Origin of the sequence: Cyclobacterium qasimii M12-11B (assembly GCF_000427295.1) — a bacterium.
Lineage (GTDB): Bacteria > Bacteroidota > Bacteroidia > Cytophagales > Cyclobacteriaceae > Cyclobacterium > Cyclobacterium qasimii.
This window is the reverse complement of sequence record NZ_ATNM01000035.1, coordinates 1-25,385: the sequence shown is the minus strand read 5'-3', so window position 1 is coordinate 25,385 and position 25,385 is coordinate 1. Positions and strand designations below refer to the sequence as shown.

Below are 25,385 nucleotides of genomic sequence, written 5' to 3'. Positions count from 1 at the left end.
TCCTATTGGAGGATTTCCTCAAGAACCCCACTATTTTTTGAAATATGCTCCCATTCTTCTACATAAAAGCTAATTCTTACCATCATCCCCGGAGAAAAGAGCAAATGATCCTCACCGGTGAGATAAGCGGCGAAATGACTCACTCCAGGATTATGCCCTACCATCATGACATGATTTGTTTCGCTACCAAAGCGATGTAATACCTGAAGTAATTCTCTGTGATCAGCCTGATAAATTTCATTGACAAGTGAAGATTTGTCAATCGCTATTTGAGAAGCCAAAATATCAGCAGTTTGCCTACATCGATTGGCTGGGCTGTAAACTTGATGATTACAGACCTGACCACTGACTTTCAACAGGTTGGATAATCTTTTCAATTGATCTATTCCAGGCATTGTGAGGTTCCTCTTAAGATCTTTGGTCTCAAAACTTGATGCCTCGGTGAGGCCATGTCGAACCAATAATAATTCCTTAGCCATTTGCTTAATTTTAACTACAAAATGAAAAATAAATATGTGTAAATTTTATCGGCAATAAAAATTGCTTTGAATGATTATTTGGAAGAGAATAATATGACATCTATTTTTAGGACTTGAATTGTGGAATTTTACCTGATCCCATTTACTTTTATCTATAAAGAAACCAACCATGCCAAAGAATTTAGTCATAGTCGAGTCACCTGCAAAGGCCAAGACAATAGAGGGATACCTGGGGAAAGACTTTAAAGTTGCTTCCAGCTACGGGCATGTTCGAGATCTCCCAAAGGGTGAAAATGCTATAGATGTAAAGAATAAGTTCAAACCTACTTATGAAGTCACCGCCGATAAAAAGGAGGTTATAAAAGAATTAAAAAAATTAGTGAAGGGTGCAGAAACTGTATTCCTAGCAAGTGATGATGACCGTGAAGGAGAGGCAATTTCTTGGCATTTAAAAGAGGTTCTTAATTTAAAAGATGAAAACACCAAAAGGATCGTTTTTAGGGAAATTACAAAATCTGCAATTACAAAAGCATTAGAATCCCCCAGAACCATCGATTATGACCTGGTAAATGCACAGCAAGCCAGAAGAATCCTGGACCGGTTGGTTGGATTTGAGCTCTCCCCTGTTTTATGGAAAAAAATTAAAGCAGGTCTTTCCGCAGGAAGGGTTCAGTCAGTAGCTGTTCGCTTTATTGTGGATAGGGAAAGGGAAATTGATAAATTTAATCCTACCGTTTCTTTTAAAATAACGGCTCTTTTCGATGTTGAAGGAAAGACACTTCAGGCTGAATTACCTAAAAAGTTTGAAACCAAAGAGGAAGCAGAGGCATTTTTAAAGAATTGTCTTGAGGCAGATTTTTCTATCAAATCCCTGGAAACCAAGCCAGCAAAGAAAAGTCCGGCACCCCCTTTTACTACTTCCACATTGCAACAAGAAGCAAGTAGGAAACTGTATTTCTCTGTAGCTCAGACAATGAACATTGCCCAGAAGCTATATGAATCGGGTAAAATTACCTACATGAGAACAGACAGTCTTAATTTGTCTGAGGATGCTTTAAAGGATGCTGAAAATGAAATAAAATCAGCTTATGGTAATGAATACCATAACAAAAGAAAATTTAAATCGAAATCTGAAGGTGCACAGGAAGCTCACGAAGCCATCAGGCCAACTTCCTTTTCAGAGTCAAATGCAGGCAAAGACAGGAACGAACAGCGTTTGTATGAATTGATTTGGAAAAGAGCAATTGCTTCTCAAATGGCAGATGCTCAATTAGAAAAACCAATGTTTCCATTGCCATTTCAAATGCCGATCAAACATTAAGTGCCAATGGTGAAGTGATCAAATTTCAAGGATTCCTAAAAGTATACCTTGAAAGTACAGATGAAGACGAAGAAGAAGAGACAACTGGAAAAGGATTATTACCTCCATTGACGGTAGGACAGCTTTTACAGCTTGTTGAGATGAAAGGGCGCCAATCTTATACCCGACCATCCGCAAGATATACAGAAGCATCCCTAGTGAAGAAACTTGAGGAGATGGGAATAGGAAGACCATCCACTTATGCTCCTACCATTTCTACAGTACAAAAGAGAAATTATGTAATAAAGGAGTCAAGGGATGGCACGCAAAGGAAGTACATTGAAATGATCATCCAAAATGGGTCGTTTACTGAAACAGAAAAAACAGAAACCACAGGGACAGAAAAAACAAACTCTTCCCAACCAATATTGCAATGGTGGTGAATGATTTTCTTGTTGAGCATTTCCCAAATGTGATTGACTTTTCCTTTACTGCTAAAGTGGAGAAGGAATTTGACCAAATTGCGCAAGGCTTACAACCTTGGGAGGAAATGATTCAGAATTTCTACGGCAATTTCCATACTAAGGTGGAATTGACCGAAAACATCAAAAGGACGGATGTTAATTCAAGCAAGGAATTGGGTATAGACCCCAAAACTGGCAAGGTTATTATCGCCAGACTGGGGAAATTCGGTCCTTTGGTCCAAATAGGTGATGCTGAAGATGAAGAAAAACAATTTGCCAGCTTACTTAAAGGGCAGTTCATTGAAAGCATTACGCTTGAGGATGCACTGGAACTGTTTAAGCTTCCAAGAGATGTTGGAATGTTTGAGGATAAAAAGATAGTTGCTGCTATTGGCCGCTTTGGACCTTATATCAGGCACGATAGCAAGTTTGTTTCTCTAGGGAAAGAATACGATCCTTTGTCAGTCTCTGAAGAAGTAGCCATACAACTGATAAAAGACAAGCGGGAAGCAGATGCCAAAAAGCACATCAAGTCATTTGATGAAAACCCTGACATACAGGTTCTGAATGGTAGATGGGGTCCATTTATAAAGATGGGAAAAAGCAACTTTAAAATTCCTAAAGACAAAGAAGCTGAATCTTTGACTTACGAAGAAGTCATGAAGATCATTGAAACCCAGGGAGACCCTAAAAAAGCCAAGCCAAAAAAGGCTCCGGCAAAGAAAGCTCCAGCAAAAAAGAAAACGGAAACGAAGAAGAAAGCGGAAACGAAAACTAAAAATAAAAAAAGGCAGGTTTATACCTGCCTTTTTTGTTTCATTAAACCTAAACTTAATAAACACCCTCACTTTTTGTAGTAAATCACTTGTCCTAGGGTTATAATCATTCACTCATCCTTCTAAACACTGCGCTCAAGTGGATTTTCTTGAATAGACTAATTTTTTCCCTGATAATGCTACTAATTATAAATACTATACCGGATTTTGGCATGATGTTTTCATAATATTTAGGAATAACTATTCATTTAAATAAAGAAACAAATGGAAGATAAATCCTCAATATTTAAAAAGCACAGTGATTTTAGACCGCAGTTAAAACCTTCAATTTGGGTATCTCTTTTATTAATGGCTATCGTTCCACATGGGCTAATGGCACAAATTCAAGAAGGCCTTCCAAAACCTTCTGATCCAATAGATCTTTCCGACACCAGTGATTTGGTAATATTTATTATTTTACCCATTCTGGTTTTTATTTTATACCTGTTTTGGAGAAAAGCCATAAAAAAAAGAAATGATAGACGGAAATAATTCTCACCTAAGCACTATTATTCTATAAGAGCAATCAGGCCCGAAATTGGGTTAGTCATAAGATTTCCTATGCTATTTTGGGTTCATCCTACTGATTGCTCTAAATAGATAATGGCTGATCGGTTCCAAATTGTAACCCCTCAAGGCATCTATTCTTTTCTTTCTACAAGAGAAATTGCTTAACAATTTAATCGAAAGGTTAAGCTGTGTGTATTAATGGCTCCTAATGACAAGGGTTGAACTCAAGTTAACTTTGGTAGAGCCATCAATGATTTCTTAACTTATCAATTAGCTCCCCTTTCTTCAGATGGCTTACCTTTTCCAAGCCAATTTCTTTTGTTTTGTTATATAGTTCTTCTCTTGTCCACTCCTCATATGGAGGTGCTTTTCCGCCTTTTTTTCCAGTTTCAGTATCTGGAGCGTTAGCGATTCTTGCAGATTTCTCTTTACTGTATCCTTTATCTCTAAGGGCCTCATATTGGGCCTCATTTTTAATACTTTTCATCTTTCCTTTTGGCATGATGATATCGTTTATGCATTATCCCTTCTGTATTTTTCACTTTCGGTAGTTACTTCTTTATCGGCATTTTTGGCGCGCATTAATTCATCTTTAGCTTTTGCTTTCGCTTCAGATTTTTCTTCTACCATCTTTGAAGATTTCTTGCCAGCTTTTCCATCTTCGGCCTCTTTCTGAGCTTCTATGAAACTATTGTTCTGGAAATCATCCTGTTTATTGTTTTGATTATTCTTTTCCATCTTTATTTATTTTGTTTTATTCTATGTAAATTATAACCAAAACCATTCCAAATTGTCTTTGTCACCTATTTTCACAGTAAAATTTCACCCTAAGTCCCTTTTTATTTGTTTATCCTTTCACAAGGAAATATATTCACGGATCAATAGTTCAGAAAAATTTTAATTAAATATGAGCAGTAACTTAAAAAATTCCAGAAGAACCTTCCTAAAAGGTAGTCTTTTGGCGCTAGGAGGTATAAGTATTGTACCCCGACACGTTTTGGGTAAAGGACATCTGGCACCCAGCGACCATTTAACAAAAGGTATAATTGGTGTTGGTGGAATGGGAAGAGGCCATTTCAATTATGCAGGAACTAAAACTGTAGCCATTTGTGATGTTGATACTCGCCACATTGGAATCGCTCAAGAAACTTTGGGTAAAACGTTAAAACTTTTGCTGATTATAGAGACCTCATACAACTTCCTGAGGTTGACATTGTACACATTGCTACACCCCCACATTGGCATGGTATAATGGCTGCTGATGCGGCAAGAGAAGGCAAAGACATTTGGTGCGAAAAACCAATGACAAGAACTATTGGTGAAGGAAAAAAAGTCATGGAAGCAGTAAAGCAGCATGGCAATATTTTTAGATTAAACACTTGGTTTCGCTTTGACAGTAACTTTTACGGTATGAATACCGAAGTCAAAAACATCAAGAAATTGGTGGATTCTGGAATGCTAGGTTGGCCACTCAAAGTAACTGTAGGTAAATTAACAGGCTTTGATTGGAAATTTTACTGGGTAGGAAAAACCGGTTTGAATGAAATGCCTATTCCCAAAGAGCTTGATTATGATCGTTGGTTAGGTCCAGCACCTTACAAACCTTATAATGAACACCGAACCCATGGTACCTTCAGAGGTTACTGGGATTATGATGGTGGTGGATTAGGAGACATGGGACAGCACTACCTGGACCCAGTACAATACTTCCTTGGAAAAGACAATACAAGTCCTGTGAAAGTAGAAGTAGATGCGCCACAGCAACACCCAGAAGCAGTAGGCACCTGGAGAAAAATCACTTACACCTATGAAGATGGCTGTCAGATTATATTGGATGGAGAAGGTACTACTGAAGCACCTTATATAGCCGGACCAAATGGTAAACTCTACAGAGGCTTTAAATCCGACATTCCTAATATGGAAAGAAAATTGGCACAATTCCCTGAGCCTACACCTCAGGTTACGGACTTTGTGGATGCGGTTAAAAACAGAAAGAAATTTGCGCTCAATGAGCAAAATGGTTTTCGTTCATGCACCTTGGTAAACATGGGATTAGCTGCCTTGAGAGTTAATAGGACTTTGAATTTTGACCCTGTTAAATTAGAATTCATAAATGATGAAGGAGCTAACAGACTCATTAATCAGCCTATGAGAGCACCTTATACCATTTGATCTAAAACATAAAAGGAATACCAGTATTATGGAAAAATATTTTATAAAAAAAGTGGCTATCCTACTTTGCCTTTTTATGGGGCAGGTGTTTTTAAGCCAGGCACAGAATCAACTTGATGCGGGAAGAACAACTGCCACTAAAATTGCAGATTTGCTTAACCGATTTCCGGCCGAAAATGCAAGCAGCTTAGAGACGGCTATGAAGCAAATGGAAAACCTTGGTGCGAGTGGCATTACAGAAATGACGCTTATGCAGCAACCGGGTGTCAACAATGAAAAAATAGAGTATGCTTTGGCCGGGTTTGCATTTTATGCCGGTAAAGATGGCAGAGAAGAGCAAGCGAATATGGCGGTAAATGCATATATCGATGCTTTGGGAAAACTTAATGATCCTGAAGCACAAAACTTTGTATTGAAGCAAATAAAATGGATTGCCAAAGACACAAATGTGGAAGGCATCCAACCTTATTTAACCAATGAAAGACTTTCCGGAACAGCTTCCAGGGTTTTGGCTAATATTGGTTCTTCCAATGCTCAGGCGGCATTAATGGCAGCTTTAGAAACAGCTAGCAATGACGATCAAAAGGCTAATTTTATAGAAGCTTTAGGAGATATTGGGTCAGTAGCCGCTACTGAAATGATTTCACCCTATGTTAGTTCTAGCAATCCATCGTTGAAAAGGGTAGCCATATATGCGCTTGCCAATATCGCCGAGCCTTCAAGTGCTGGGCTATTGTTTGCTTCCGCTGAGAGCGCAGGGTTTACTTTTGAACCAAGCAATGCTTCTGCACAATACCTAAGCTATATTGACAATATTGGTGCTAAAGGAAATAATAAGTTGGCGCTAAAACTGGCGAAAAAATTAGACAAATCCACCAACATCACACAGCATTACCACACCAAAGCCGGTGCCTTGGAATTATTGGTGAAATTTGCGCCTGAAAAAGCAAACAAACAAATAATCAAGGCTTCTCAATCCGATGAATACAGGTATAGAGGTACAGCTTTAAGCTACCTTAGCGATGATCAACTCATTCAGGGATTGGATGATTGGAAAAAAGCATTGAGCAAAGGCTCTGATGATACAGTTGTAGCCATACTCCAACGAATGGGTAGTGTTAAAAACAATGCCATCGCCCAAACCATTTTACCTTACCTGGGAAGTACCAATGACAAAATTCGTCAAACAGCCATTTCTTCCATTGTAACATCTGGAGATAATTTGGCCTTGACGGAAATATTGGATCTTTTTGCGGTTGTTGATGACGCCGATAAAAAGCAATTGGTAGCTGCTTTGCAAACCATGAAAGGAGACAATGTCACTTCTGAAATTGCAAAAAAGATTGCCAATGCATCCAATGAAAACAAAATAGCATTGTTGGGTCTCTTGGCTTCAAGAGCTGCAGAGGACCAAATTGATGTTGTTTTTGCTGCTACTTCCAGCAATGACCCTGAAGTCAAAACTGCTGCGCTAACGGCTCTTTCTTCAATGGCCACGCCAGATGATTTATCAAAATTGATAAGCCTTCTAAAAAGCGAAAGCGATATTGATGACCTGGAGAAAATTCAGGAGGCCATCATTGTTGCAAACGCCTTAAAAGGAAATATAGCTTCAGAAACCCAGTGGGCAATGGACCTATTGCCTCAATTGGCTTTGGATAAACAAATGTACTTATACAAAGTAATGGCCAAAACCGGTGGAGAATCGGCTTTGAAGAAGCTTCAGGACATATATGAAACAGGAAATACGGGACAAAGACAAGCTGTAGTAAGTGCCTTAAACCAGTCAGAAGATCCTGCAGCAACGGGTCCTTTATTACACATCGCTCGAAATGCAAGCACTGATAATTTGATGGACGAAGCATTGGCAGGTTATGTAAGGTTAGTACCAGCAACCGAAGGAGCTGACGTTCAGAAAGTATTGATGCTGAGAGACGCTTTGGAATTGGCAAAAAGTCAAGAGAATATCCAAGCGATATTAAACAAATTGGGCAACTACCCTACTTTCCAAGCATTACTTGTTGCTGGAAAATACCAGGAAAACCCAACTTATCAGCAAGCTGCAGCAAGAGCAGTGATGAACATTGTGCAGAACAATGATGCCATTTTCGGTGATAAAGTGAAGACTATTGTAGAACGCACAATCGAAGTAATCTCTGGGCAGGACAGCCAATATTATAAAACTTCTCTTAAGAAGTTCCTTGATGAGATGCCTACAACGGCAGGTTTTTATAGCTTATTCAACGAAGAAAACTTAGAAGGTTGGAAAGGTGTATTCAGCAATCCAATAAAAAGAGCTGAAATGACTGAAAGAACTTTCAAGCGTGAACAGGAAAAAGCCAATGAAACCATGGCCACTGGCTGGATTGCTGAGGACGGTTTACTTGTTTTCACAGGTAAAGGTCAGAACATTGCTGCGGAAAAAGACTTTGGTGATTTTGAAATGTTTGTAGATTGGAAGATCACTGCTGATGGAGATGCGGGTATCTATTTGAGAGGAACCCCTCAAGTTCAAATTTGGGATATTGCAAGAACAAATGTAGGTGCTGAAGTAGGATCAGGAGGATTGTACAACAACAAAAAACATCCTAGTAAGCCTATAAAAGTTGCGGATAACCCAGTAGGAGAATGGAATACTTTCCACATCGTTATGCAAGGCGAAAAGGTTACTGTTTATTTAAATGGTGAATTGGTAGTAGATGATGTAACACTTGAGAATTTTTGGGACAGAGAATTACCGATATTCCCAACTGGACAGATCGAACTACAAGCGCATGGCACTTACGTAGCCTACAGAGACATTTATATTCGTGAGCTAGTTGGAGCCCCAAAATTCGAGCTTAGCGAACAAGAGAAAAAAGATGGCTTTGAAGTATTGTTTGATGGAACAAATTTGGATAAATGGACGGGCAATAAAATAGACTATGTTGTTGAAAATGGGGTATTGGCTATATATCCTGATAAAGGCGGCAGTGGTAATTTGATGACCAGTGAAGAATATGGTGATTTTGAATTCAGATTTGAATTCAAACTTACTCCCGGAGCAAACAATGGCTTGGGTATTAGAGCACCATTAAAAGGAGATGCTGCTTATGAGGGCATGGAACTTCAAATTTTGGATGATACTGCAGAAATATACAGCAAGTTGAAGCCTTATCAATATCATGGCTCCTTATATGGTACTAGTGCTGCCAAAAAAGGACACCTTAAGCCTGTAGGTGAGTGGAACTATCAAGAAGTTATCGTAAAAGGTGATCGGATTCAGGTCATTTTAAATGGTACTAAAACCCTTGACGTGAATATTGCAGATGCCCGTAAAAATGGAACTTTGGACAAAAGAGAGCATCCTGGACTTTCCAATAAAAAAGGACATATTGGATTTCTTGGTCATGGCGACAACTTGTTTTTCAAAAACATCAGGATAAAAACACTTTAAAAAAAGCCAGGCAGTGAGGATTTAAATATTAAGAAATTTCTTTGAACCCTCCCAACTGATGCCTATTTGAAGTACAATTAGAATCATAAATTAAAAAAGGAGAGACAATCAAATTGTCTCTCCTTTTTTTGTGCCCTATATTTTTAGAAGGGGTTTACCCGAAAAATGAAATAGTAAAAAAAAAGTCTTCTAAAGCAAACATTTTGTATGAAAGAATGCTTACTCATACACCAATTATTGCTTCGGATGCCAATTATTTTGAACCAACTAAAAACTAAGCCATAATCTGGCATGATTATAGATTAATTTATAATATTCAATATTAAAAAACATTATTGTATAAAAATTAATTTTATAAAATATTTATCTACATTGACCCATTCCAATCTAATAATATGATGAAAAATTTATTAATCTTATGTTTAGTCTTGACCTTACCTATGGAGGTTATTGGTCAAATAAAGTCGGTAAGTTTCTCTCCTGAAAAAAATCAGATTAATTCAGGACTTCCCCTACCCTCAGAAGAAAGATTCCTAATAGACGGCCTTCTTCCTGAAGGCATACGGCGAGTAGAGGTAAAAATTCATAAAACCACAAAAAAAATCAATACTGCTGAAACTTATACATGGAAGGCCGCTTACCTAACAACCCCTTCCGTTTTTGAAATCTATGTTGCCTACCCACTTAGAAGTAGTGAAAATTATACTTTGAACTTCTATTATTACAACACCACAGACACCACGGAAATGGCAGCTGTAAAGGATGCTATCCATACCAATCTGGAAACTTACCTAAAGGCAAATTTTGAAGTCACCAAAAAAGAGGTGAAGGCCTTGGTCTCTCAAAAGGCCATGATCATTCAATTAAACGAAATAGTTAACCAAGGGCTTAGCAATTATACCCACCAATTGGATCAGGATTTCGCCGGTTTCAGTGACGTAGTAAAACAAAAATCGAACAGGTTCATGGTGTTAAGCTGAAAAATGCCAAGTTTAATTTATTAAAGAAAACAATGCCTCTGAAGGCACTGACAAAGCGTACTATGCCAATCAACTCATAGACCAACTTGTAGCTCTTACAAAGGCAGAATCAGATCAATACCTGCGTTCTAATCTGCTAATGCTTGTTGATATACGGGAAATCGACAACTATCCAACCGATAAGAAGCCCCATTATTTACCAATTAATATCGGATACGCTGGGACTTACTTTGGTGGAGGCTTCAATGATCTGGAATATGGAACCTCAGCATTTGCTGGTATCTCCTTGCCCTTAGGTAATAAAAATTTCACTAAGTTCTTAGGAAATGCTTCAATTTCAACTGGCGTATTCTTCTCAAATATGACTGACGGAAACCAAACAGAGATTAGTGGCCCGCTTATCGGTAGACCTTCCTACATTGGTTTAGGCTACAGTATTTTCAGAATATTGCGTTTTAATGCCGGAGCAGTATTGACCTCTTCTAGTGTTAATTCAAATCTTGAAAATGTAACCTTGTATCCATTTGTTGGCTTTAGTGCTGAATTCAATATTTGGTTAGGGCTAAAACAATAAAGCTATGTTTAGAACCATCTTTCTACTCTTAGGATTATTGATAGGCCAGGCAAGCGATCTATCGGCACAACTGAATCCATACAAGCTCCGCATAGGCGCAGGGATAGGGTATTCCAATTATTACGGTGATCTCAGTAATTACCGCCATGAACAATTTTTGGACTGGAATGCATTAGGCGAAGCCTACTCCTATAATGTAAATTATAACCAGACTCCTTCTCTGTCTTTGTCCATAGAACAAAGAATCAGTGCAAGTTGGGGACTTCTTTTAAGCGGAGGACAATACACTTTGTCTATGAGTGATAGGTTTTTAGACAAAGAGGATCGTTTACAATTAGAGATGCCGAACTTCAACAGGGCCTTAAATTTTGAAACCCAGGTTAGAGACTTGGGTTTAGGTTTTGTTTTCAGAACCGATAATGGAAAAATCTTATTGGAAAATTCATTGGTAGCCCCATACTTCACTGCGAGTGGTGGATGGATGCAATTCAAGCCGAAAGGTGACCTTTTAGATGCAAACGGAAACCAATACGATTATTCGCAAAACACATTAGAAACTGATGGGGTTTTCGAAACAGACCTGAGTAAACTACAAGCGTCCAGTGACAATGGCTATAAGGATAACACCTTTTATTTGGCTGCGGGAATTGGCTTGAGGCTAAGGTTAACAAAACAAATTGAATTGTATGTCCAATCAGATGTAAAAAGAACAAATACGGACTATATTGATGATGTCGATGGAGCGAGCAGAACAATATTTACCAACGATTTTCAAGAGTATGCCGCTTATCCAGGCATAGTCTTAAGTCCAGGTGAGCCCCCCTTTAGAGGTGACGCCCAAAACAACAAAGATTGGTTCTTCAATCACCATTTTGGAATAAAAATCAGTTTATTCCCTTCCAAAACTGCATTCAGAGCCAATCCTATAAGTCCGTCCTCGACAATAATTAGAACAATTACAGAGCTAAAAGCTGCTAATTCCGAAACGGATACTTTAGCACCTATCATGGCTTCTGTCAAGGTCAAAAACAGTAATGGCATCTATAAGGAAAACGAGGTTATTCCTGAAGGAATAGCAGTTTCTACTAAAAATAATGCAAGAGAAACCCCTACTGAAATAGGAGCCGTTACCAATACTGACAGTACCCTTACTTTTTCGGTACTTAATTCTCAAAGTATTGAAACCGCAGAAGGGACTGATTCGGTAGTGGTTTGGCAATATCCCTTTAGAAGAACGCAAGAGGAAATGATTTATCCTCAAGAAACAGAGAATGTTTACAGGAGGTACAATGAAAACACTGTGGTGGAAGCAAATGAGCCATACGTCGGTGGCTTATACTTAGAATCTTCAAAAGGCCAGGGTTCCAATTATAATATTCCTTATCCAATGCCTTATTACAGCCAATCTTCTACAGTAAACCGTCCTAATTATTCTAATAACATCGCCCCTCTTGATTCACTTGATTCAATGGCTATAGGAGACACAACTGCATTTGCTTATTTGGATAGCACTGAAATGGCTCCAGGCACAGGTTTTAAAGCTGTTCCGGGAAAAGCTGTAGGTGGACAAAAATACAAGTTTGCCCAACCAATACTATCAACTCGTGTCGCTGTTCCACTTCCATTGTCAAATCCTACTGAAAGCACTGCTGAATTAATAGAGAATGGCTTTTATGCTGAAATTTATTTTGAATCAAATAAGAGTACCTTATCGGAAAATGAAGTATTAAAGTTAGTCCCTTTGGTAAAAAGACTAAACCAAACCCCCAAAGCAAAAATATTGGTGAAAGGATTTGCTGACAATACTGGAAGTACCTCCTATAATTTGACACTGATAGAAAAGAGAGCAGCTGTAGTAGAGGAAAGTTTATTGAATCAGTTTGGGGTAGACAAGGACAAGATAGCACGCCAACCAGGTGCATTATTGATTCGGGGAAGTAAAAGGAGTTCAAGACCTGAAGACCGTAAGGTGGAAGTTCAGGTTCTATATTAGAATTATTTAAATATAATTAAAAGGAAATTTTAAATGAAGCATCTAGTAATTCTAACCGGTGCTGGTATTTCAGCGGAAAGTGGTTTGAAAACTTTCCGTGACGACAACGGGCTTTGGGAAGGCCATGATGTTATGGAAGTTGCCTCTCCCAAAGGCTGGGAAAATGACAAAGAGAAAGTACTGAATTTTTACAATTTACGAAGGAAAGCTTGCCTCAATGCCAAACCGAATAAGGCGCACCTTAAACTTGCAGCCTTAGAGGACACTTATAAAATAACCATAATCACCCAGAATGTCGACAACTTGCATGAGATAGCAGGCTCTTCCTCAGTCCTGCACCTACATGGAGAATTGTTTAAAGCGCAGAGCACTATTGATCCCAACCTGATTTATCCAATAGAAGGTTGGGAGTTAAATCTTGGTGACAAATGCGAGAAAGGAAGTCAACTAAGGCCTTATATTGTTTGGTTCGGTGAACCTGTCCCAAAAATGAGTCAAGCCATATTAGAAGTGGAAAGTGCAGATGCTTTGGCAGTGATAGGCACATCCATGCTTGTCTATCCCGCCGCCGGGCTGATAGACTTTGCTGCCAAAGGCATTCCAAAATTTATCATTGACCCTAAAATCCCAGTTTTAAATAGTCAAGAAAATATATTCGCAATCAAAGAAAAAGCCAGCACTGGAGTGAACAAGTTGGAAAACCTTTTGAAAAATTGGAATTTTAAGAACTAATAAAAATATATTTTATAGTTTTGCTTTTCACTTTTAAAACTGACTACTTGGATACGGAATACAGTAAAACAACAGCAACCGAAACCTGCAGCATAATTGCCAAAAACATCATTAAGCTTACCCTTGCAGGTTTTCTCATTGGTTTTTTTCATGCTTATGATTTTTGGATAGGTCTATTACTTGCTTGTTACCTTACCTACTCTCTGGTGAAAAGATGGAAGCGAGATGCTGAGGATAAAATGGTGTTCCTTACTGGCACTATATTAGGAGGTATTTTGGGTGTTTGTTGTGAACTATGGGGAATCTATTTTGGCTATTGGGAATACCATGACCTGTCTTTAGGCAGGTCTTTTCCATATTGGCTACCATTCGCCTGGGCATTGGCTTTTACATATATTTATCAGCTCGAAAAAGATTTATTTTCGTCCTTTAAAATCAGCAAAACCTCAACCAAGATTCTACTTTCAATCGTGGTGGCAATGATATTCCCTACCTATGGAGAGATCATAACCATTAACTTAGGAGTTTGGACTTATCACTGGCCTTTACAAATACTAGGGGTACCATTATTGGCCATTTTCTTACTTGTAGTCTTCCACACTGGTGTTAATTTTTTGATGGTGAAGATTTGTAAACATTTCGGCTGGAAAAACGCAGTTTTCAACCCTTAAGCCCGGATCATAAAACCGCTTCAGCTAACCTTTAAGAAAAGTGGGTTACCCTCAAGAAATTCGACCCAATAAAAAAATGAAGTGAACCCACAAAAATGATTAAACAGAAACAGCCACAATGTGGCTGTTTCTGTTTAATCATTGAAATGAAAAGGGCGTAATCTGCTTTGAAATTATCGTACAATGGATTGCAAGGTTGCCAAATAGACCCATTTTTGTTCTCTGGATTTCAAACCTTCAAGCATGGCTTCTTGCTCTTTATCCGTCATTTCCATGTCTTCGTACTCCATAGAATTGAAGAATTGAATATAATCCCTATAAATATTCATGGTTAAATGAGTAGACTTTGCTTCACTCCCTGTCGGAAGTGCAGTCCTTAAAAATCTCCAATCCTCCATTAAATCATTGTTGATTTTCTTCTGATGGAGAGGTAAGAAAATTTCCTCTTCTGCAGTTTCGTATTCTTGAAATTTCCCTTCTACCGCCTTCATTAGATCGAAAGTAGCCAATATCCCTGGTTTGTATTGAAAATCATCATCCGTTTTTGCTACCTCTAACATATAGCTTCTCACAGCTAAATCACGCATTTCTAACGAGGATGCGATTTTATCTTTTGCTTGTTCAGCACTCATTTCGGGAAAAGCCTGCACGGCACTATTGATCAAATGGTTCATGTTGTTCCCATTCATCATGGATACCGGATCATCGTAATAGGTGACTGTCACATATTGAAAATTCTCCCCTTCCAATTCAGAACCTGATTGAAGTGACCAGAAATCCCAACCTTTGATATGACCATCTTTTTTTTCTTGTTGATAAACTTCGGCTAAAAACTCTTTATACTCTAAATAATCCAAAACTTTATTAGGCTCGACTTTAATAAATTCCAAGACTAAAAATCTTTCATCCTGTCCATAAACATTGACTACTGCCATTACGGATATTAACCAAATAATTAGCTGCTTTTTCATATCTTCTTGCTTTTGGGTTCTAAGCCAATATACAAATTTAAAATAGAATATAAACCGATTATAAGTAATTTTTACCTTTAAAAATATAAATATTGGAAAATAAAAAGACCCTAAGTTTGAAAACAAACAGTTAGGGCCTTTTTTGTTAGTGTACGGTAAGATAAAGCACTTTTAATCGTTTAAAATAGCTTCTATCTTCATTAATTCTTCCTTCGAGAAACTTAAATTACTCAAACTATTTACATTGTCCTGTAGTTGAGACGCCTTACTTACACCCACTAATACTGAGGTGATTACCGGACTCTTCAAAAGCCAGGCAATGGCCATTTGCGCAAGGCTTTGTCCTCTCTCTTCTGCTAGAGTATTTAATTTTTTACTTGCCCCAACACTTCAGGTGTGATATTACTTGATTTAAGATATCTACCATCTTTTATTGCTCTTGAATCCTCAGGAAATCCGTTAAGGTATTTATTGGTTAGTACCCCTTGTTCCAATGGGGAAAAGGCAATTGCTCCTATACCCGAATCTCCCAATTCAGCTAGCAAATCTTTCTCAGCCCATCTATCCATCATGTTATATCTTGGCTGATGGATCAAACATGGAGTACCCAGTTCTTTAAGTATTTTAGAGGCCTTAGCAGTGTCCTCAGCATTGTATTGAGAAATACCTACATAGAGGGCCTTCCCCTGACGAACGATCAAATCCAGCGCTCCCATGGTCTCTTCTAGTGGTGTATCCGGATCTGGGCGATGGTGATAGAAAATATCCACATAATCCAGCCCCATTCTTTTTAAACTCTGATCCAGGCTAGACACCAGGTATTTCTTAGATCCAAAGTTCCCATATGGCCCTGGCCACATGTCCCAACCTGCTTTGGAGGAAATCAATAATTCGTCCCTATAGGGTAAAAAATCTTTTTTAAGAATTCTGCCAAAATTCTCTTCCGCAGCACCATATGGGGGACCATAGTTGTTTGCCAGGTCAAAATGTGTAATGCCCAAATCAAATGCCGTTCTTAAGATTTGCCTGCCTATTTTAAAGTCATCGCTATGACCGAAATTGTGCCAAAGGCCTAAGGAAATGGCAGGTAAATCAAGACCGCTTTTCCCACACCTTCTGTACTTCATACCTTCATACCTTGAAGGGCTCGGTACATACATCTCTAAAGGTTCTTTATCGTTAATTGTCATACTATATTTTTGTTTTATAGAAATTATAACTGTTGGAGAATTTCAACTATTTGCTAAATATATGATGTTATTTTCTGGTATCTTATCCCAAAAGGCCTTTAAAAGATAGCGGGTTTCTATCACTCTTTTAACAGGTTTTAGCGCGGACACCACTTCTTCGGATGAACTGTAAGAATTGCTTAAATCTAAAAAACCATAGGCAGACAGGAATCCATCTTCAAAGAATAAGGCCACTTCTTCTTCCGGATTTCTCCCCTTGTCTTTTATTAAAAACCTTTCTCCCTCCATCTTCACAGCAGCAAAAACTTCAGTTGCCCTTTGATTGTAATCCTCGGAAGTTTCCTTTCCACAACAAGCACCTTTGCACTCCCCTTCCTGAAAATCATAACAGGCCCCATTCTTTTTTTGTATCCCATTTAGTTTGGGGCATAGGTTAAATTCTTTGTTCTTCTCTACCAGGAATTTCCAAGCTGTAGCATGGCTGGTGAAAGTGGCCAATGGTTGAAAACCTGTTGCTATTTTATTGATTTGAAACCGCGTATAATCCTCCCTGTCTGAATAAGAAAAAATCCCCCAGGACATTGCCTTTACTTTAAGCGACCTGTTGTACTTTGGCCACAGTCTTTTGATCTCCATGGCCTCTAATAACAATGCCAACAATTCGCTACCTGTAACCTCATAGCTTACATCACAAATCTCACTTTTAAGGTTCAATTTAGCTTTGCCTGTAAAGTGACCATTGAAACGGCTTTGAATATTGATCGCCTTTCCCACATATATCACCTTTCCGTTAGAATCATGGAAATAATACACTCCAGTAGATTGCGGAATTTCATTAAACTGTTCCTTGCTAATATTCGGTGGCAATGTTAAGGCTTTGTTCTTGCCTTTTATTGCTTGATCGATAAGCCCATCCTGATCTGTCTCCAGAAGTTGCCCAAACAATATCGTAGTAGCCCAGGCATCTCCCATGGCACGGTGACGGTCATTTACTACAATCCCTCTGGACTCACACAATCGTCCTAAGCTGTAACTTCTAAGACCCGGAAAAAGCTTCCTACTTAACCTGACAGTACATAAGCGTTTGGGTTTGTATTCTTTGCCTTCTTTTTCAAATGCCTGTTTAACAAAACTATAATCAAAGCCTACATTATGAGCAACAAATATTTCACCTTCCAATAAGCCAAAAAGCTCCTCTGCTATTTGGCCAAATGTTGGTGCGCCTTCAAGCATCTGGGAATCTATACCTGTCAGGCCTGTTATAAAACCGGGTATCGGAATTCCCGGATCCAATAGCTTTTCGTATTGGCCAGTTATTTTCTCTCCATCATGGAAAACTACGGCGATTTCTATAATGCTATTGTTAGCAGTAAATCCCCCCGTAGTTTCAATATCTACAATTGCATACATAAATAGGTTATAAATAAAAACAATACTAAGCAGAAACAAAATTGATTCATTTAATTTCTACTTGAATAAAAGTTACCAAATGTGTAATATTAAATATTAAACTGAAGAATTAACCAAACAATTTCCTTCATGGCATCTTTTAATTCAATTACTTATTAAAACAGAGCGATAATGAAAGAAAAAGCAGATGCCTGGCAAATGGAATTGACCAAGATCACCTGGGACTTTGAGAAGCTTTTAGAGGAATATGACCTTACTACTTTAAACCTAAAGCCAAGCCCGGGAAAATGGAGTCCGATGGAGATCATTGACCATTTAATCAAAGTTAACGTTTCTTATTTCTCCATCTTTGATCGAATTATTGACCAAAACTTTAAGGAACCACTATTAGGTAAACTCCCTTTTTATGGTAAAAAAGATGGGAGAACAAATCCTTTCAGCCTTGAATAAAGAAGCCAGATTTAAAACTTTCAGGGCTTGGGAGCCAATAGAAAAAACACATAACAATGACCTAAAAGCTGATTTTCGCAATAAGCAAGATCAATTGTCCAATTATATACTACAGCTAGAACCTTACTTGGGCAATAATCTAATGATTACCTCTCCAGGCAATAAATGGATCGTATATCCTTTGGACACTGCAATAGAAATCATTTTGAGTCATGAAAAAAGACACCTTTCTCAAATCAAGAAACAACTAAACCTGGATTAATTTATGAAATCTGAAAAAGAAAAAATGCTCGCAGGAGAACTGTATCTAGCATCAGATGAAGAACTTGGCAAGGACCGGTTTCAGGCAAGACAATTACTTAAGGAGCTTAATCATGAGTTACCGGGCGATATTGCGCATACAAATAAAATTGTCCACAAACTTTTTAAAAGTGTAGGAAAGGATTTTGGTTTGGAACCTCCTTTTTTCTGTGATTACGGTTATAATATCAGTGTTGGCGATCAGGTTTTTTTTAATTTCAATTGTGTCCTTTTAGACATCACACCAATAAAAATCGGTAACCGAAGTATGTTTGGTCCGGGAGTTCATATTTATTCCGCCACTCATCCCTTAGACGCCAAGACCAGAGGTAGCTCACTAGAATTTGGCAAGCCAGTTACGGTTGGTGATGATGTATGGGTGGGAGGAGGAGCAATTATATGCCCTGGTGTAACCATCGGAGACAGAAGCATCGTAGCTGCTGGCGCAGTGGTTACTCGTGATGTACCAGCAGATGTAATCGTGGGTGGAAATCCAGCCAAAATCATTAAGAACATAGACCAGGGAGAGAAGATGGCTTAATCTGCCATCTTCTTTAAGTGATTTTCTTTAATTACCCGCCTTAGGATTTTTCCCACGTTAGACTTGGGAAGTTCATCTACAAAATAAATTTCTTTGGGTACTTTATAGCTTGTCAAGGTTTCTCTGGAGAAAGCAATCAAGTCTTCAGCCGTGAGTGACTTATCATTGAGGACAGCATAGGCAATTACACGCTCGGTTGATTTGTCGTCAGGAATACCTACGACCCCTACTTCGTTTACCATGTCATGAGCAGACAAGGCATCCTCCACTTCATTAGGATATACGTTAAAACCAGAAACCAAAATCATTTCTTTTTTCCGGTCAACAATCTTAAAAAAACCGTCGGCATCCATGACAGCAATGTCTCCAGTTTTAAACCATTCACCAATAAAACTATCTGCAGTTTCTTCAGGTCTCTCCCAATACCCAGGCATTACCTGAGGACCTTTTACGCATAATTCACCTCTTTCACCCAATGCCAGGTCATTTCCTGCATCGTCTACGATTTTCACATCTGTATTTGGCAAAGGAATACCAATTGTACCTAGCCTTTCAGTACCATCTATAGGATTACAAGAAACTACTGGAGAGGTTTCAGTAAGGCCGTACCCTTCAGAAATAGGAACACCGGTAACTTCTTTCCACCTCTTGGCTACGGATGATTGTAGAGCCATTCCTCCTGCAACTGAAATTTTCAAAGAGCTAAAATCCAAAGACCTAAAAGCTTCTTGATTTAGCAAACCATTGAAAAGTGTATTGACTCCTGTAAAGACACTAAAGGGGTGCTTCTTAAGGGTTTTACAAAATTCCGGCATGTCCCGAGGATTGGTAATTAAAACATTATGGGCACCGATTTTCATCATCGCAAGACAATTGACTGTCAAGGCAAAAATATGGTACAAAGGAAGGGCTGTAATTACTGTTTCTTCGCTTTCTATTAACTTTGGCTTCATCCATGCAGAAATCTGCTGCATATTCGCCACAATATTGGCATGGCTCAGCATGGCTCCTTTAGACACGCCAGTAGTACCTCCAGTATATTGCAAAAAGGCCAAATCCTCCCCTTTTAATTGCTGTTTTTCATAGGCTTTGTTTTCGCCTGCCGCCATGGCCTTTTTAAAACTCCAAGCTTCAGGGATATTATAAGCAGGCACCATTTTTTTAATGTACTTGACTACCAAATTGACTATGGTCCCTTTAAATCCGCCAAGTGAATCACCAATTCCGGTAACCACAATGTTCTTGACACCAATTTTTTCTCTGATTTTTTCAAGGTTATGTGCAAAATTGGCTACGATAACTATGGCTTTAACTTTAGCATCAGAAAATTGATGTTCCATTTCAGATGAAGTGTACAAAGGATTGGTATTGACCACAATCAAACCTGCTCTGAGCGCTCCAAACATCACTATAGGATACTGGAGTAAATTAGGCATTTGAATCCCTATTCTATCTCCTTTTTTTAATTTAAACTCATGCTGTAAAAAGGAGGCAAAAGTAGCAGATAACTTATCCAATTCATTAAAAGAAATGGTTTTATCCATGCATTCATAGGCGATTGCATCTCCATATTTTTTTATGCTTTCTTCAAAAAGGTCTACTGCACTACTGTATTGCTCCGGATCAATTTGCCTGGGAACGGCTTCCGGATAAAACTTGAACCATGGAAAATCCATCATAATTGTTAATTTGAGTGTATTGATTTGGGCTTTCGTACTAATATATTCAATGTATTTCTTTTATTAAAAGGTTTTTCCTATTAAAATTTTCCTACAATATTCTAAGTCCATCTGCTTTCAACTATTATTTTATAGGAAGGCAATCTATTTCTCCTTTCATTTGTTAGATTAATAAGGTCTTCCAGTTTATTATGCAAAATTATGTTTAGGTTTTTGGCAGGAATCATTACCGCAATAGCTGTTATTTGGTCGTTTCAGTATTTTATGGGCAAAAGCAATCAGCAAGAAGAAATACAACTCAATTCGGCATTATTGGAGCAACAAATAAAGCAAGTAGGCAAACTGATCGTAACTGAAGGGCAGTTTTCTCAAGTGTTGAGTTATAAAAACACGAAAAAAAATTACTTTGACATTTTCACTGCCAACAAAAAGGCACTGGTCATCGTGAATGCGAAAGTAACCATCGCGTATGACCTAAGGCAAATTAAAACAGAAATAGATCAAGAAGCCAAGCAAGTGAACATCCTATTTCTTCCCGAACCAGAAATAAGCATTTATCCTGACCTTCAGTATTACGATGTCAGCCAGGACTATTTCAATAAGTTTGATGCTGCTGACTATAACAAGATCAAAGGCAGTGTAGATAAAATGATCCAGGCAAAAATCAACCAGTCTGATTTGAAAGAGGATGCCAAAGAAAGGCTGATAAATGAGCTTTCTAAAATCTATATTTTGACCAATTCCTTGGGATGGAGTTTGCAATACCAGGAGACGACCATAAACTCTCCTACTGATTTAGACAATTTGAATTTTTAAACCAATAACCACTATTCGTAAATGTAAAATTAAAGCCAGTCAACGATATTGGTTACAATTAATTTGAACCGGTTTCCATTTTTTCCGATGAAATATTTCCCGTCATTAAAACGCCTATTCCATTCTCGATATTAGAAAAAACCTGTACTGGTTGGGCAAAAGGATCCCCTTCATTCCAGTCTTGTAAGCCGGAGGTAGATCGATAATAATAATAACTTGGAGACACTGCTTTCAATACAAAATGAACCTCTCCCCCATTGTCTAATTCCATATAATTCCCCCCGGTAAAAAAGTCAATCCTAGCCTCTTTTCCTTCAAAAAGTTTATCATCTACAGATACTGCACCATTTGAGAAAAAATCACTCTCGTAAGTGGGATTTTTAGGTTCCAGATAAATCGGCTGATTATCAGAATAATAAAACTCATTCCCATATTGATCTGTATAGGAATTAAGGCGGTAATAATAGGCGGAAATTTCATAGTGATTTTCACCTATCGGATCGTCAAAAATCAGTGTAATGTCGTCACTCGTGGAGTAAGCGTCTACTTGTGCCTTTCCATTGTAAACCAGGCCTTTAATTGGAACCTGATTTGGGACAATTTCAGTAGCACTAATTATGTCATAGCCCTCAACATTGGCTTCAACAGTATATTCTTTTCCTTCCATCACCATATAGTCCAAACTAATGTATTCCTCACTTTCCTCATTATAGTCCAGGTAAAAGGATTGACCATCAGCAGTTAACTTCACTTCCGCCGTTGTTATTGGTTCGAATTCCCAATTGTTGTCAAGAATATGTCTCGAATAAGTTAGCCTTACCTTTGGAAAGGTATTGTGAATGAGGGTTGCATTCAATGTCACCTGAGGTTTTACAAAAGGAATATCAATGTCCACTGTGTTTTCACAAGAACTCATGAACATGCCTCCTACTATAGGAATAAGCAGGAAATATCTACGAAAGCTAAGTAATGTATTCATCTTCATTTAAAATTTAAACCCGTAAGAAAACGAAGGAATAATAGGGAAAAGACTGTATTGTTTCACTTGTTTATTGCTCTGCTTATCATAACCAATATCCATAAAGAAAGGATTCATCCGGTTGTAAACATTGTAGATTCCAAGCGTCCATTTTCGTTCTCCCCACTTTTTGGTCTTCCACCAACTAAAACTCACGTCAAGTCTATGGTAGTCTCTGTTACGGAAGTTATTTCTACTTTCATAATATTCTATATCTGGTCGCCATGAACCACCATTTGAATTTACCGACGCTCCTTCGTAACGTTGTGTTGGAAGTGAAACAGCATTTCCTGTACCATATACCCACACCACAGAAAAATCTTTGTTCTCTTTCCACTCATGGGCAAGGGCAAGGCTCACGTCGTGCCTTCGATCGTATTTATAAGGAAACCATTCCCCGAAGTTAATCTCTTCAAATCTCCTTTCAGTTTTAGAAAGCGTATAACCTATCCATCCGGATATTTTGCCTACTTTCTTTTGAAGCAATAATTCAAGTCCATAACTCAACCCTTCTCCTGCAGCCACTTTATCCTGCCAGTCTTCATCCAGGTTGAGGTAGGTTGCCCCATCTTTGTATTCAATTAGCCCATCCATGGTCTTGTAATACGCCTCGGCACTCAGTTCGAAACTCTTGAAATTCTTAACCCCTCCAATGGCCACCTGCATCGCTTTTTGAGGTCCAATATTGGCAGTCGCTGGTACCCATAGATCTGTAGGCAAACCTAGGCCTGCATTGGTAAGTAAATGGATAAATTGTGCCATGGTGACGTAGGACGCTTTTACAGAGGTGCTGGAATTGACCAGGTACCTGGCTGCTATTCTGGGTTGAAGGGAATTGTAATTTTGACCTTCTGTGTTAAATCCTGAGTAATGCAGTCCTAAATTGGCTTTCAACCGGGAAGTAATGTTTATATCATCTTCGGCATAGACGGCATATTCTGTTGAATTTAATTCCTCTGCACCTAACTGTAGATCATTGTCTCCCACACTGCTTTTGCTAGCATATACACCAGGTGAGAACTTATGAAAAATCACATTTGTACCAAATCGGAAATAATGATCCGGATTAGGTATAAATTCAAAATCTGCTCTCCCCGCCCAATCCCTAATGCCAGAAAAATACCTGTCTGAATAGGTATTGGTCTCAGTGGCACCTAAACCAGTGATTTTCTCTTCATAATTGCTAAAGAGGTCAAAATTGTACTTGCTGTAGGTAAAAGTATAATTACTAAACAGTCGACTATTAATCACGTTATTCCATCGGAGTGCAGAGATGAAATTCCCCCACTTCAAGCCAAATTCCTCATCATATTCCGTCCTTTCGTTGTCATTGACATAAAAGTTTTTAAACTTGGAATAGGCCTTATCATCTCCAGAATAGACACTCAGGTACAACCTGTTTTTATCATTGACGATATGATTGACTTTGCCATTCAAGTCATAAAAATAATAACCTAAATTTTCATCTCCCTCAGTAGCAGCTTTGATAAGCGGTCTGGCCAAAATATCCAGGTAAGTCCGCCTGGCAGACAAAATAAAAGAGGTTTTGTCCTTCTTTATGGGCCCCTCCACAGTCACTTTTGAAGCAATTAATCCTATGGAACCTTCTCCTTTAAACTCCTGCATGTTCCCTTCTTTCATGCTTATATCAATCACAGAAGAAAGTCTGCCGCCATATCGCGAAGGAAAGCCACCTTTGATAAGTTCAACATTATTGATGGCATCCGCATTGAAAACTGAAAAGAACCAAAAAGGTGTGATGCATTGTATACAGGCACTCCATCTAATAATATGAGGTTTTGATCCGGTCCTCCTCCTCTTACATACAAACCGCTTCCTCCCTCTGTACCAGATTGCACGCCTGGCAGCAATTGTAAAACTTTAAAAACATCTACCTCACCCATTAATGCTGGCAATTCCTTGATTTGCTCAATTGGCACATTAATAGAACTCATTCTCGTAACCTCTTGGATTTGATCCATATCAGAAGCTGAAACCACCACCTCTTCAAGTGTCCCATCAGGGACCAGCGTTACGTTGATTACCGTGTCTGAATTTGCAACAAATCTTATCTGCTTCGCCTGAAACCCTACAAAGCTGAAAAACAAATCCAAACTATCGCTGGAAGTTGTATAACTGTAAAAACCAAACTGATTGGTAACAGCCCCTTTTTGGGAGATTTTATCGTAAATATTCGCACCAATCAGATTTTCTCCTGTCCCTTCTTCTTTTACTGTTCCACTAATGGTGATTTTTTGAGAAAACCCTGGGAAAGCAAAAAGTATTGATAATATACAAAATGTAAGGAATCTCATTTTTTATATATAATAAGTATAACACCAAAAATTATTTGGCAAATATAATTTAAAGCACTGACTTGGCAACTAATTTATTTAACCTTAAACCAAACATAACAGTAGTAGTTCAAATAAAGAACTGGTAAAGCTCCCACAGGAAACTATAAGTTATTTACTACATTAAATATTTGTAATTATTTGATTAGCAGGGTTAATTTCAAAAATTATGACTAGCCCAATCACAAGACGTAAAATAAATGTCTTTCGCTACACTATTTAATTATAAAACTTATTGAAATAAGGGTTCAGATTGCCGGATCCTAAACAGGGCCGAAAGAGTAGGTAAATTCGGATACGTCACCCTTTGGCTTCGACTCCACTCAGCCGCCGGAAGGTGGTCAAAACCAAGTTGGACCTTTACAATTCAGACACACTTTTTAGGGCAGTATGACCCTCTCCCTGCTCAGCCCCTCATAAAAAGGGTTCGCAATGACGATCCGATTACAATGACTATAGTAATACTATTGTCCACTTTTCTAAAAAACCCAGACCTGAAGGGTCTGAACTACAATAACCGTGGGTGGCAA

Annotated in this window: 22 protein-coding genes and 2 pseudogenes; 14 read left to right on the top strand and 10 right to left on the bottom strand. The window is 38.3% G+C overall.

Annotated features, from left to right (window positions below; genetic code table 11):
• Positions 1 to 2 precede the first annotated feature (2 nt).
• On the bottom strand, positions 3 to 479 hold the full coding sequence (locus ADICYQ_RS03490; protein ID WP_040414330.1) for a SixA phosphatase family protein: 477 nt from the start codon (positions 477 to 479) through the stop codon (positions 3 to 5).
• 169 nt (positions 480 to 648) lie between these two features.
• Here ADICYQ_RS03490 and topA point away from each other — a divergent pair.
• Positions 649 to 3,100, top strand: a pseudogene (topA, locus tag ADICYQ_RS03485) (type I DNA topoisomerase).
• Positions 3,101 to 3,283: 183 nt separating this feature from the next.
• Positions 3,284 to 3,550 carry a hypothetical protein gene (locus ADICYQ_RS03480; protein ID WP_020891643.1) on the top strand — a complete coding sequence of 89 codons (267 nt, stop codon included), beginning with the start codon at positions 3,284 to 3,286 and terminating at the stop codon, positions 3,548 to 3,550.
• A 265-nt stretch (positions 3,551 to 3,815) separates the two neighbouring features.
• On the opposite strand, the gene ADICYQ_RS03475 is transcribed toward ADICYQ_RS03480, so the two are convergent.
• Together ADICYQ_RS03475 and ADICYQ_RS03470 are read right to left on the bottom strand one after the other, a co-directional pair.
• A complete protein-coding gene (locus ADICYQ_RS03475) occupies positions 3,816 to 4,070 on the bottom strand; it encodes a DUF7218 family protein (RefSeq protein ID WP_020891642.1) in 255 nt (84 codons plus the stop codon).
• Positions 4,071 to 4,081: 11 nt separating this feature from the next.
• Complete coding sequence (locus ADICYQ_RS03470) at positions 4,082 to 4,306, bottom strand: hypothetical protein (protein WP_020891641.1); 225 nt, start codon at positions 4,304 to 4,306, stop codon at positions 4,082 to 4,084.
• A 169-nt stretch (positions 4,307 to 4,475) separates the two neighbouring features.
• On the opposite strand from ADICYQ_RS03470, the gene ADICYQ_RS28155 reads away from it, so the two are divergent.
• From ADICYQ_RS28155 to ADICYQ_RS03440, 8 genes are all read left to right on the top strand, one after another.
• Positions 4,476 to 4,820, top strand: a complete 345-nt coding sequence (locus tag ADICYQ_RS28155) for a hypothetical protein (protein WP_020891640.1) — start codon at positions 4,476 to 4,478, stop codon at positions 4,818 to 4,820.
• Positions 4,760 to 5,740 carry a Gfo/Idh/MocA family oxidoreductase gene (locus tag ADICYQ_RS03465; protein WP_316929259.1) on the top strand — a complete coding sequence of 327 codons (981 nt, stop codon included), beginning with the start codon at positions 4,760 to 4,762 and terminating at the stop codon, positions 5,738 to 5,740. The genes ADICYQ_RS28155 and ADICYQ_RS03465 overlap by 61 nt, the downstream gene beginning before the upstream one ends.
• Before the next feature lie 28 nt (positions 5,741 to 5,768).
• Positions 5,769 to 9,176 carry a 3-keto-alpha-glucoside-1,2-lyase-like domain-containing protein gene (locus ADICYQ_RS03460; protein WP_020891638.1) on the top strand — a complete coding sequence of 1,136 codons (3,408 nt, stop codon included), beginning with the start codon at positions 5,769 to 5,771 and terminating at the stop codon, positions 9,174 to 9,176.
• A gap of 395 nt (positions 9,177 to 9,571) precedes the next feature.
• On the top strand, positions 9,572 to 10,156 hold the full coding sequence (locus ADICYQ_RS27025; protein WP_020891636.1) for a hypothetical protein: 585 nt from the start codon (positions 9,572 to 9,574) through the stop codon (positions 10,154 to 10,156).
• 139 nt (positions 10,157 to 10,295) lie between these two features.
• A complete protein-coding gene (locus ADICYQ_RS27020) occupies positions 10,296 to 10,730 on the top strand; it encodes a hypothetical protein (protein ID WP_020891635.1) in 435 nt (144 codons plus the stop codon).
• A 4-nt stretch (positions 10,731 to 10,734) separates the two neighbouring features.
• Positions 10,735 to 12,723 (top strand): OmpA family protein, encoded by a 1,989-nt coding sequence (locus ADICYQ_RS03450; RefSeq protein WP_020891634.1) that lies wholly within the window; start codon positions 10,735 to 10,737, stop codon positions 12,721 to 12,723.
• Between the two features lie 33 nt (positions 12,724 to 12,756).
• Positions 12,757 to 13,455, top strand: coding sequence for an SIR2 family NAD-dependent protein deacylase (locus tag ADICYQ_RS03445; protein ID WP_020891633.1), 699 nt, complete (start codon positions 12,757 to 12,759; stop codon positions 13,453 to 13,455).
• Positions 13,456 to 13,502: 47 nt separating this feature from the next.
• Positions 13,503 to 14,126: a hypothetical protein gene (locus tag ADICYQ_RS03440; protein ID WP_020891632.1), complete on the top strand. Its 624-nt coding sequence runs from the start codon at positions 13,503 to 13,505 to the stop codon at positions 14,124 to 14,126.
• Between the two features lie 173 nt (positions 14,127 to 14,299).
• Here ADICYQ_RS03440 and ADICYQ_RS03435 read toward each other — a convergent pair whose 3' ends face one another.
• The 3 genes and pseudogenes from ADICYQ_RS03435 to ADICYQ_RS03425 all read right to left on the bottom strand — a co-directional run bounded on the left by ADICYQ_RS03435 (position 14,300) and on the right by ADICYQ_RS03425 (position 17,697).
• Positions 14,300 to 15,097, bottom strand: coding sequence for a hypothetical protein (locus ADICYQ_RS03435; RefSeq protein WP_020891631.1), 798 nt, complete (start codon positions 15,095 to 15,097; stop codon positions 14,300 to 14,302).
• A gap of 171 nt (positions 15,098 to 15,268) precedes the next feature.
• A pseudogene (mgrA, locus tag ADICYQ_RS03430) lies at positions 15,269 to 16,287 on the bottom strand (L-glyceraldehyde 3-phosphate reductase).
• 42 nt (positions 16,288 to 16,329) lie between these two features.
• Positions 16,330 to 17,697, bottom strand: coding sequence for an exonuclease domain-containing protein (locus tag ADICYQ_RS03425; RefSeq protein WP_020891628.1), 1,368 nt, complete (start codon positions 17,695 to 17,697; stop codon positions 16,330 to 16,332).
• 171 nt (positions 17,698 to 17,868) lie between these two features.
• On the opposite strand from ADICYQ_RS03425, the gene ADICYQ_RS28150 reads away from it, so the two are divergent.
• The 3 genes from ADICYQ_RS28150 to ADICYQ_RS03415 are packed head-to-tail and all read left to right on the top strand — an operon-like array spanning position 17,869 to position 18,988.
• Positions 17,869 to 18,147 (top strand): DinB family protein, encoded by a 279-nt coding sequence (locus tag ADICYQ_RS28150; RefSeq protein WP_020891627.1) that lies wholly within the window; start codon positions 17,869 to 17,871, stop codon positions 18,145 to 18,147.
• Positions 18,104 to 18,409, top strand: coding sequence for a hypothetical protein (locus tag ADICYQ_RS28145; RefSeq protein WP_235114341.1), 306 nt, complete (start codon positions 18,104 to 18,106; stop codon positions 18,407 to 18,409). Before ADICYQ_RS28150 ends, ADICYQ_RS28145 begins: the two co-directional genes overlap by 44 nt.
• 3 nt (positions 18,410 to 18,412) lie before the next feature.
• Positions 18,413 to 18,988 (top strand): sugar O-acetyltransferase, encoded by a 576-nt coding sequence (locus ADICYQ_RS03415; RefSeq protein WP_020891625.1) that lies wholly within the window; start codon positions 18,413 to 18,415, stop codon positions 18,986 to 18,988.
• On the opposite strand, the gene ADICYQ_RS03410 is transcribed toward ADICYQ_RS03415, so the two are convergent.
• Positions 18,985 to 20,667, bottom strand: a complete 1,683-nt coding sequence (locus ADICYQ_RS03410) for a long-chain-fatty-acid--CoA ligase (protein ID WP_020891624.1) — start codon at positions 20,665 to 20,667, stop codon at positions 18,985 to 18,987. The two genes, ADICYQ_RS03415 and ADICYQ_RS03410, sit on opposite strands and share 4 nt — an antisense overlap.
• Positions 20,668 to 20,868: 201 nt before the next feature.
• Here ADICYQ_RS03410 and ADICYQ_RS03405 point away from each other — a divergent pair, with 201 nt between their 5' ends.
• Positions 20,869 to 21,483, top strand: coding sequence for a DUF4230 domain-containing protein (locus ADICYQ_RS03405; protein ID WP_020891622.1), 615 nt, complete (start codon positions 20,869 to 20,871; stop codon positions 21,481 to 21,483).
• Between the two features lie 58 nt (positions 21,484 to 21,541).
• Here the strand turns inward: ADICYQ_RS03405 and ADICYQ_RS03400 are convergent, their stop codons facing one another.
• Genes ADICYQ_RS03400 through ADICYQ_RS28140 form a run of 3 tightly spaced genes read right to left on the bottom strand, consistent with a single transcriptional unit; the run spans position 21,542 to position 24,816 of the window.
• Positions 21,542 to 22,462, bottom strand: coding sequence for a DUF4249 domain-containing protein (locus tag ADICYQ_RS03400; RefSeq protein WP_161625571.1), 921 nt, complete (start codon positions 22,460 to 22,462; stop codon positions 21,542 to 21,544).
• Positions 22,463 to 22,468: 6 nt separating this feature from the next.
• Positions 22,469 to 24,142 carry a TonB-dependent receptor plug domain-containing protein gene (locus ADICYQ_RS03395; protein WP_020891620.1) on the bottom strand — a complete coding sequence of 558 codons (1,674 nt, stop codon included), beginning with the start codon at positions 24,140 to 24,142 and terminating at the stop codon, positions 22,469 to 22,471.
• An 11-nt stretch (positions 24,143 to 24,153) separates the two neighbouring features.
• Entirely contained in the window at positions 24,154 to 24,816 is a 663-nt protein-coding gene (locus ADICYQ_RS28140) for a carboxypeptidase-like regulatory domain-containing protein (protein ID WP_020891619.1), read from the bottom strand.
• Positions 24,817 to 25,385: the final 569 nt, after the last annotated feature.

Bases quoted from the DNA above. Each gene is read 5' to 3' on its own strand.
- ADICYQ_RS03490 (WP_040414330.1), bottom strand. From the start codon at position 479: ATGGCTAAGGAATTATTATTGGTTCGACATGGCCTCACCGAGGCATCA.
- ADICYQ_RS03480 (WP_020891643.1), top strand. From the start codon at position 3,284: ATGGAAGATAAATCCTCAATATTTAAAAAGCACAGTGATTTTAGACCG.
- ADICYQ_RS03475 (WP_020891642.1), bottom strand. From the start codon at position 4,070: ATGCCAAAAGGAAAGATGAAAAGTATTAAAAATGAGGCCCAATATGAG.
- ADICYQ_RS03470 (WP_020891641.1), bottom strand. From the start codon at position 4,306: ATGGAAAAGAATAATCAAAACAATAAACAGGATGATTTCCAGAACAAT.
- ADICYQ_RS28155 (WP_020891640.1), top strand. From the start codon at position 4,476: ATGAGCAGTAACTTAAAAAATTCCAGAAGAACCTTCCTAAAAGGTAGT.
- ADICYQ_RS03460 (WP_020891638.1), top strand. From the start codon at position 5,769: ATGGAAAAATATTTTATAAAAAAAGTGGCTATCCTACTTTGCCTTTTT.
- ADICYQ_RS27025 (WP_020891636.1), top strand. From the start codon at position 9,572: ATGATGAAAAATTTATTAATCTTATGTTTAGTCTTGACCTTACCTATG.
- ADICYQ_RS27020 (WP_020891635.1), top strand. From the start codon at position 10,296: ATGCTTGTTGATATACGGGAAATCGACAACTATCCAACCGATAAGAAG.
- ADICYQ_RS03450 (WP_020891634.1), top strand. From the start codon at position 10,735: ATGTTTAGAACCATCTTTCTACTCTTAGGATTATTGATAGGCCAGGCA.
- ADICYQ_RS03445 (WP_020891633.1), top strand. From the start codon at position 12,757: ATGAAGCATCTAGTAATTCTAACCGGTGCTGGTATTTCAGCGGAAAGT.
- ADICYQ_RS03435 (WP_020891631.1), bottom strand. From the start codon at position 15,097: ATGAAAAAGCAGCTAATTATTTGGTTAATATCCGTAATGGCAGTAGTC.
- ADICYQ_RS03425 (WP_020891628.1), bottom strand. From the start codon at position 17,697: ATGTATGCAATTGTAGATATTGAAACTACGGGGGGATTTACTGCTAAC.
- ADICYQ_RS28150 (WP_020891627.1), top strand. From the start codon at position 17,869: ATGAAAGAAAAAGCAGATGCCTGGCAAATGGAATTGACCAAGATCACC.
- ADICYQ_RS28145 (WP_235114341.1), top strand. From the start codon at position 18,104: ATGGTAAAAAAGATGGGAGAACAAATCCTTTCAGCCTTGAATAAAGAA.
- ADICYQ_RS03415 (WP_020891625.1), top strand. From the start codon at position 18,413: ATGAAATCTGAAAAAGAAAAAATGCTCGCAGGAGAACTGTATCTAGCA.
- ADICYQ_RS03410 (WP_020891624.1), bottom strand. From the start codon at position 20,667: ATGATGGATTTTCCATGGTTCAAGTTTTATCCGGAAGCCGTTCCCAGG.
- ADICYQ_RS03405 (WP_020891622.1), top strand. From the start codon at position 20,869: ATGTTTAGGTTTTTGGCAGGAATCATTACCGCAATAGCTGTTATTTGG.
- ADICYQ_RS03400 (WP_161625571.1), bottom strand. From the start codon at position 22,462: ATGAATACATTACTTAGCTTTCGTAGATATTTCCTGCTTATTCCTATA.
- ADICYQ_RS03395 (WP_020891620.1), bottom strand. From the start codon at position 24,142: ATGAAAGAAGGGAACATGCAGGAGTTTAAAGGAGAAGGTTCCATAGGA.
- ADICYQ_RS28140 (WP_020891619.1), bottom strand. From the start codon at position 24,816: ATGAGATTCCTTACATTTTGTATATTATCAATACTTTTTGCTTTCCCA.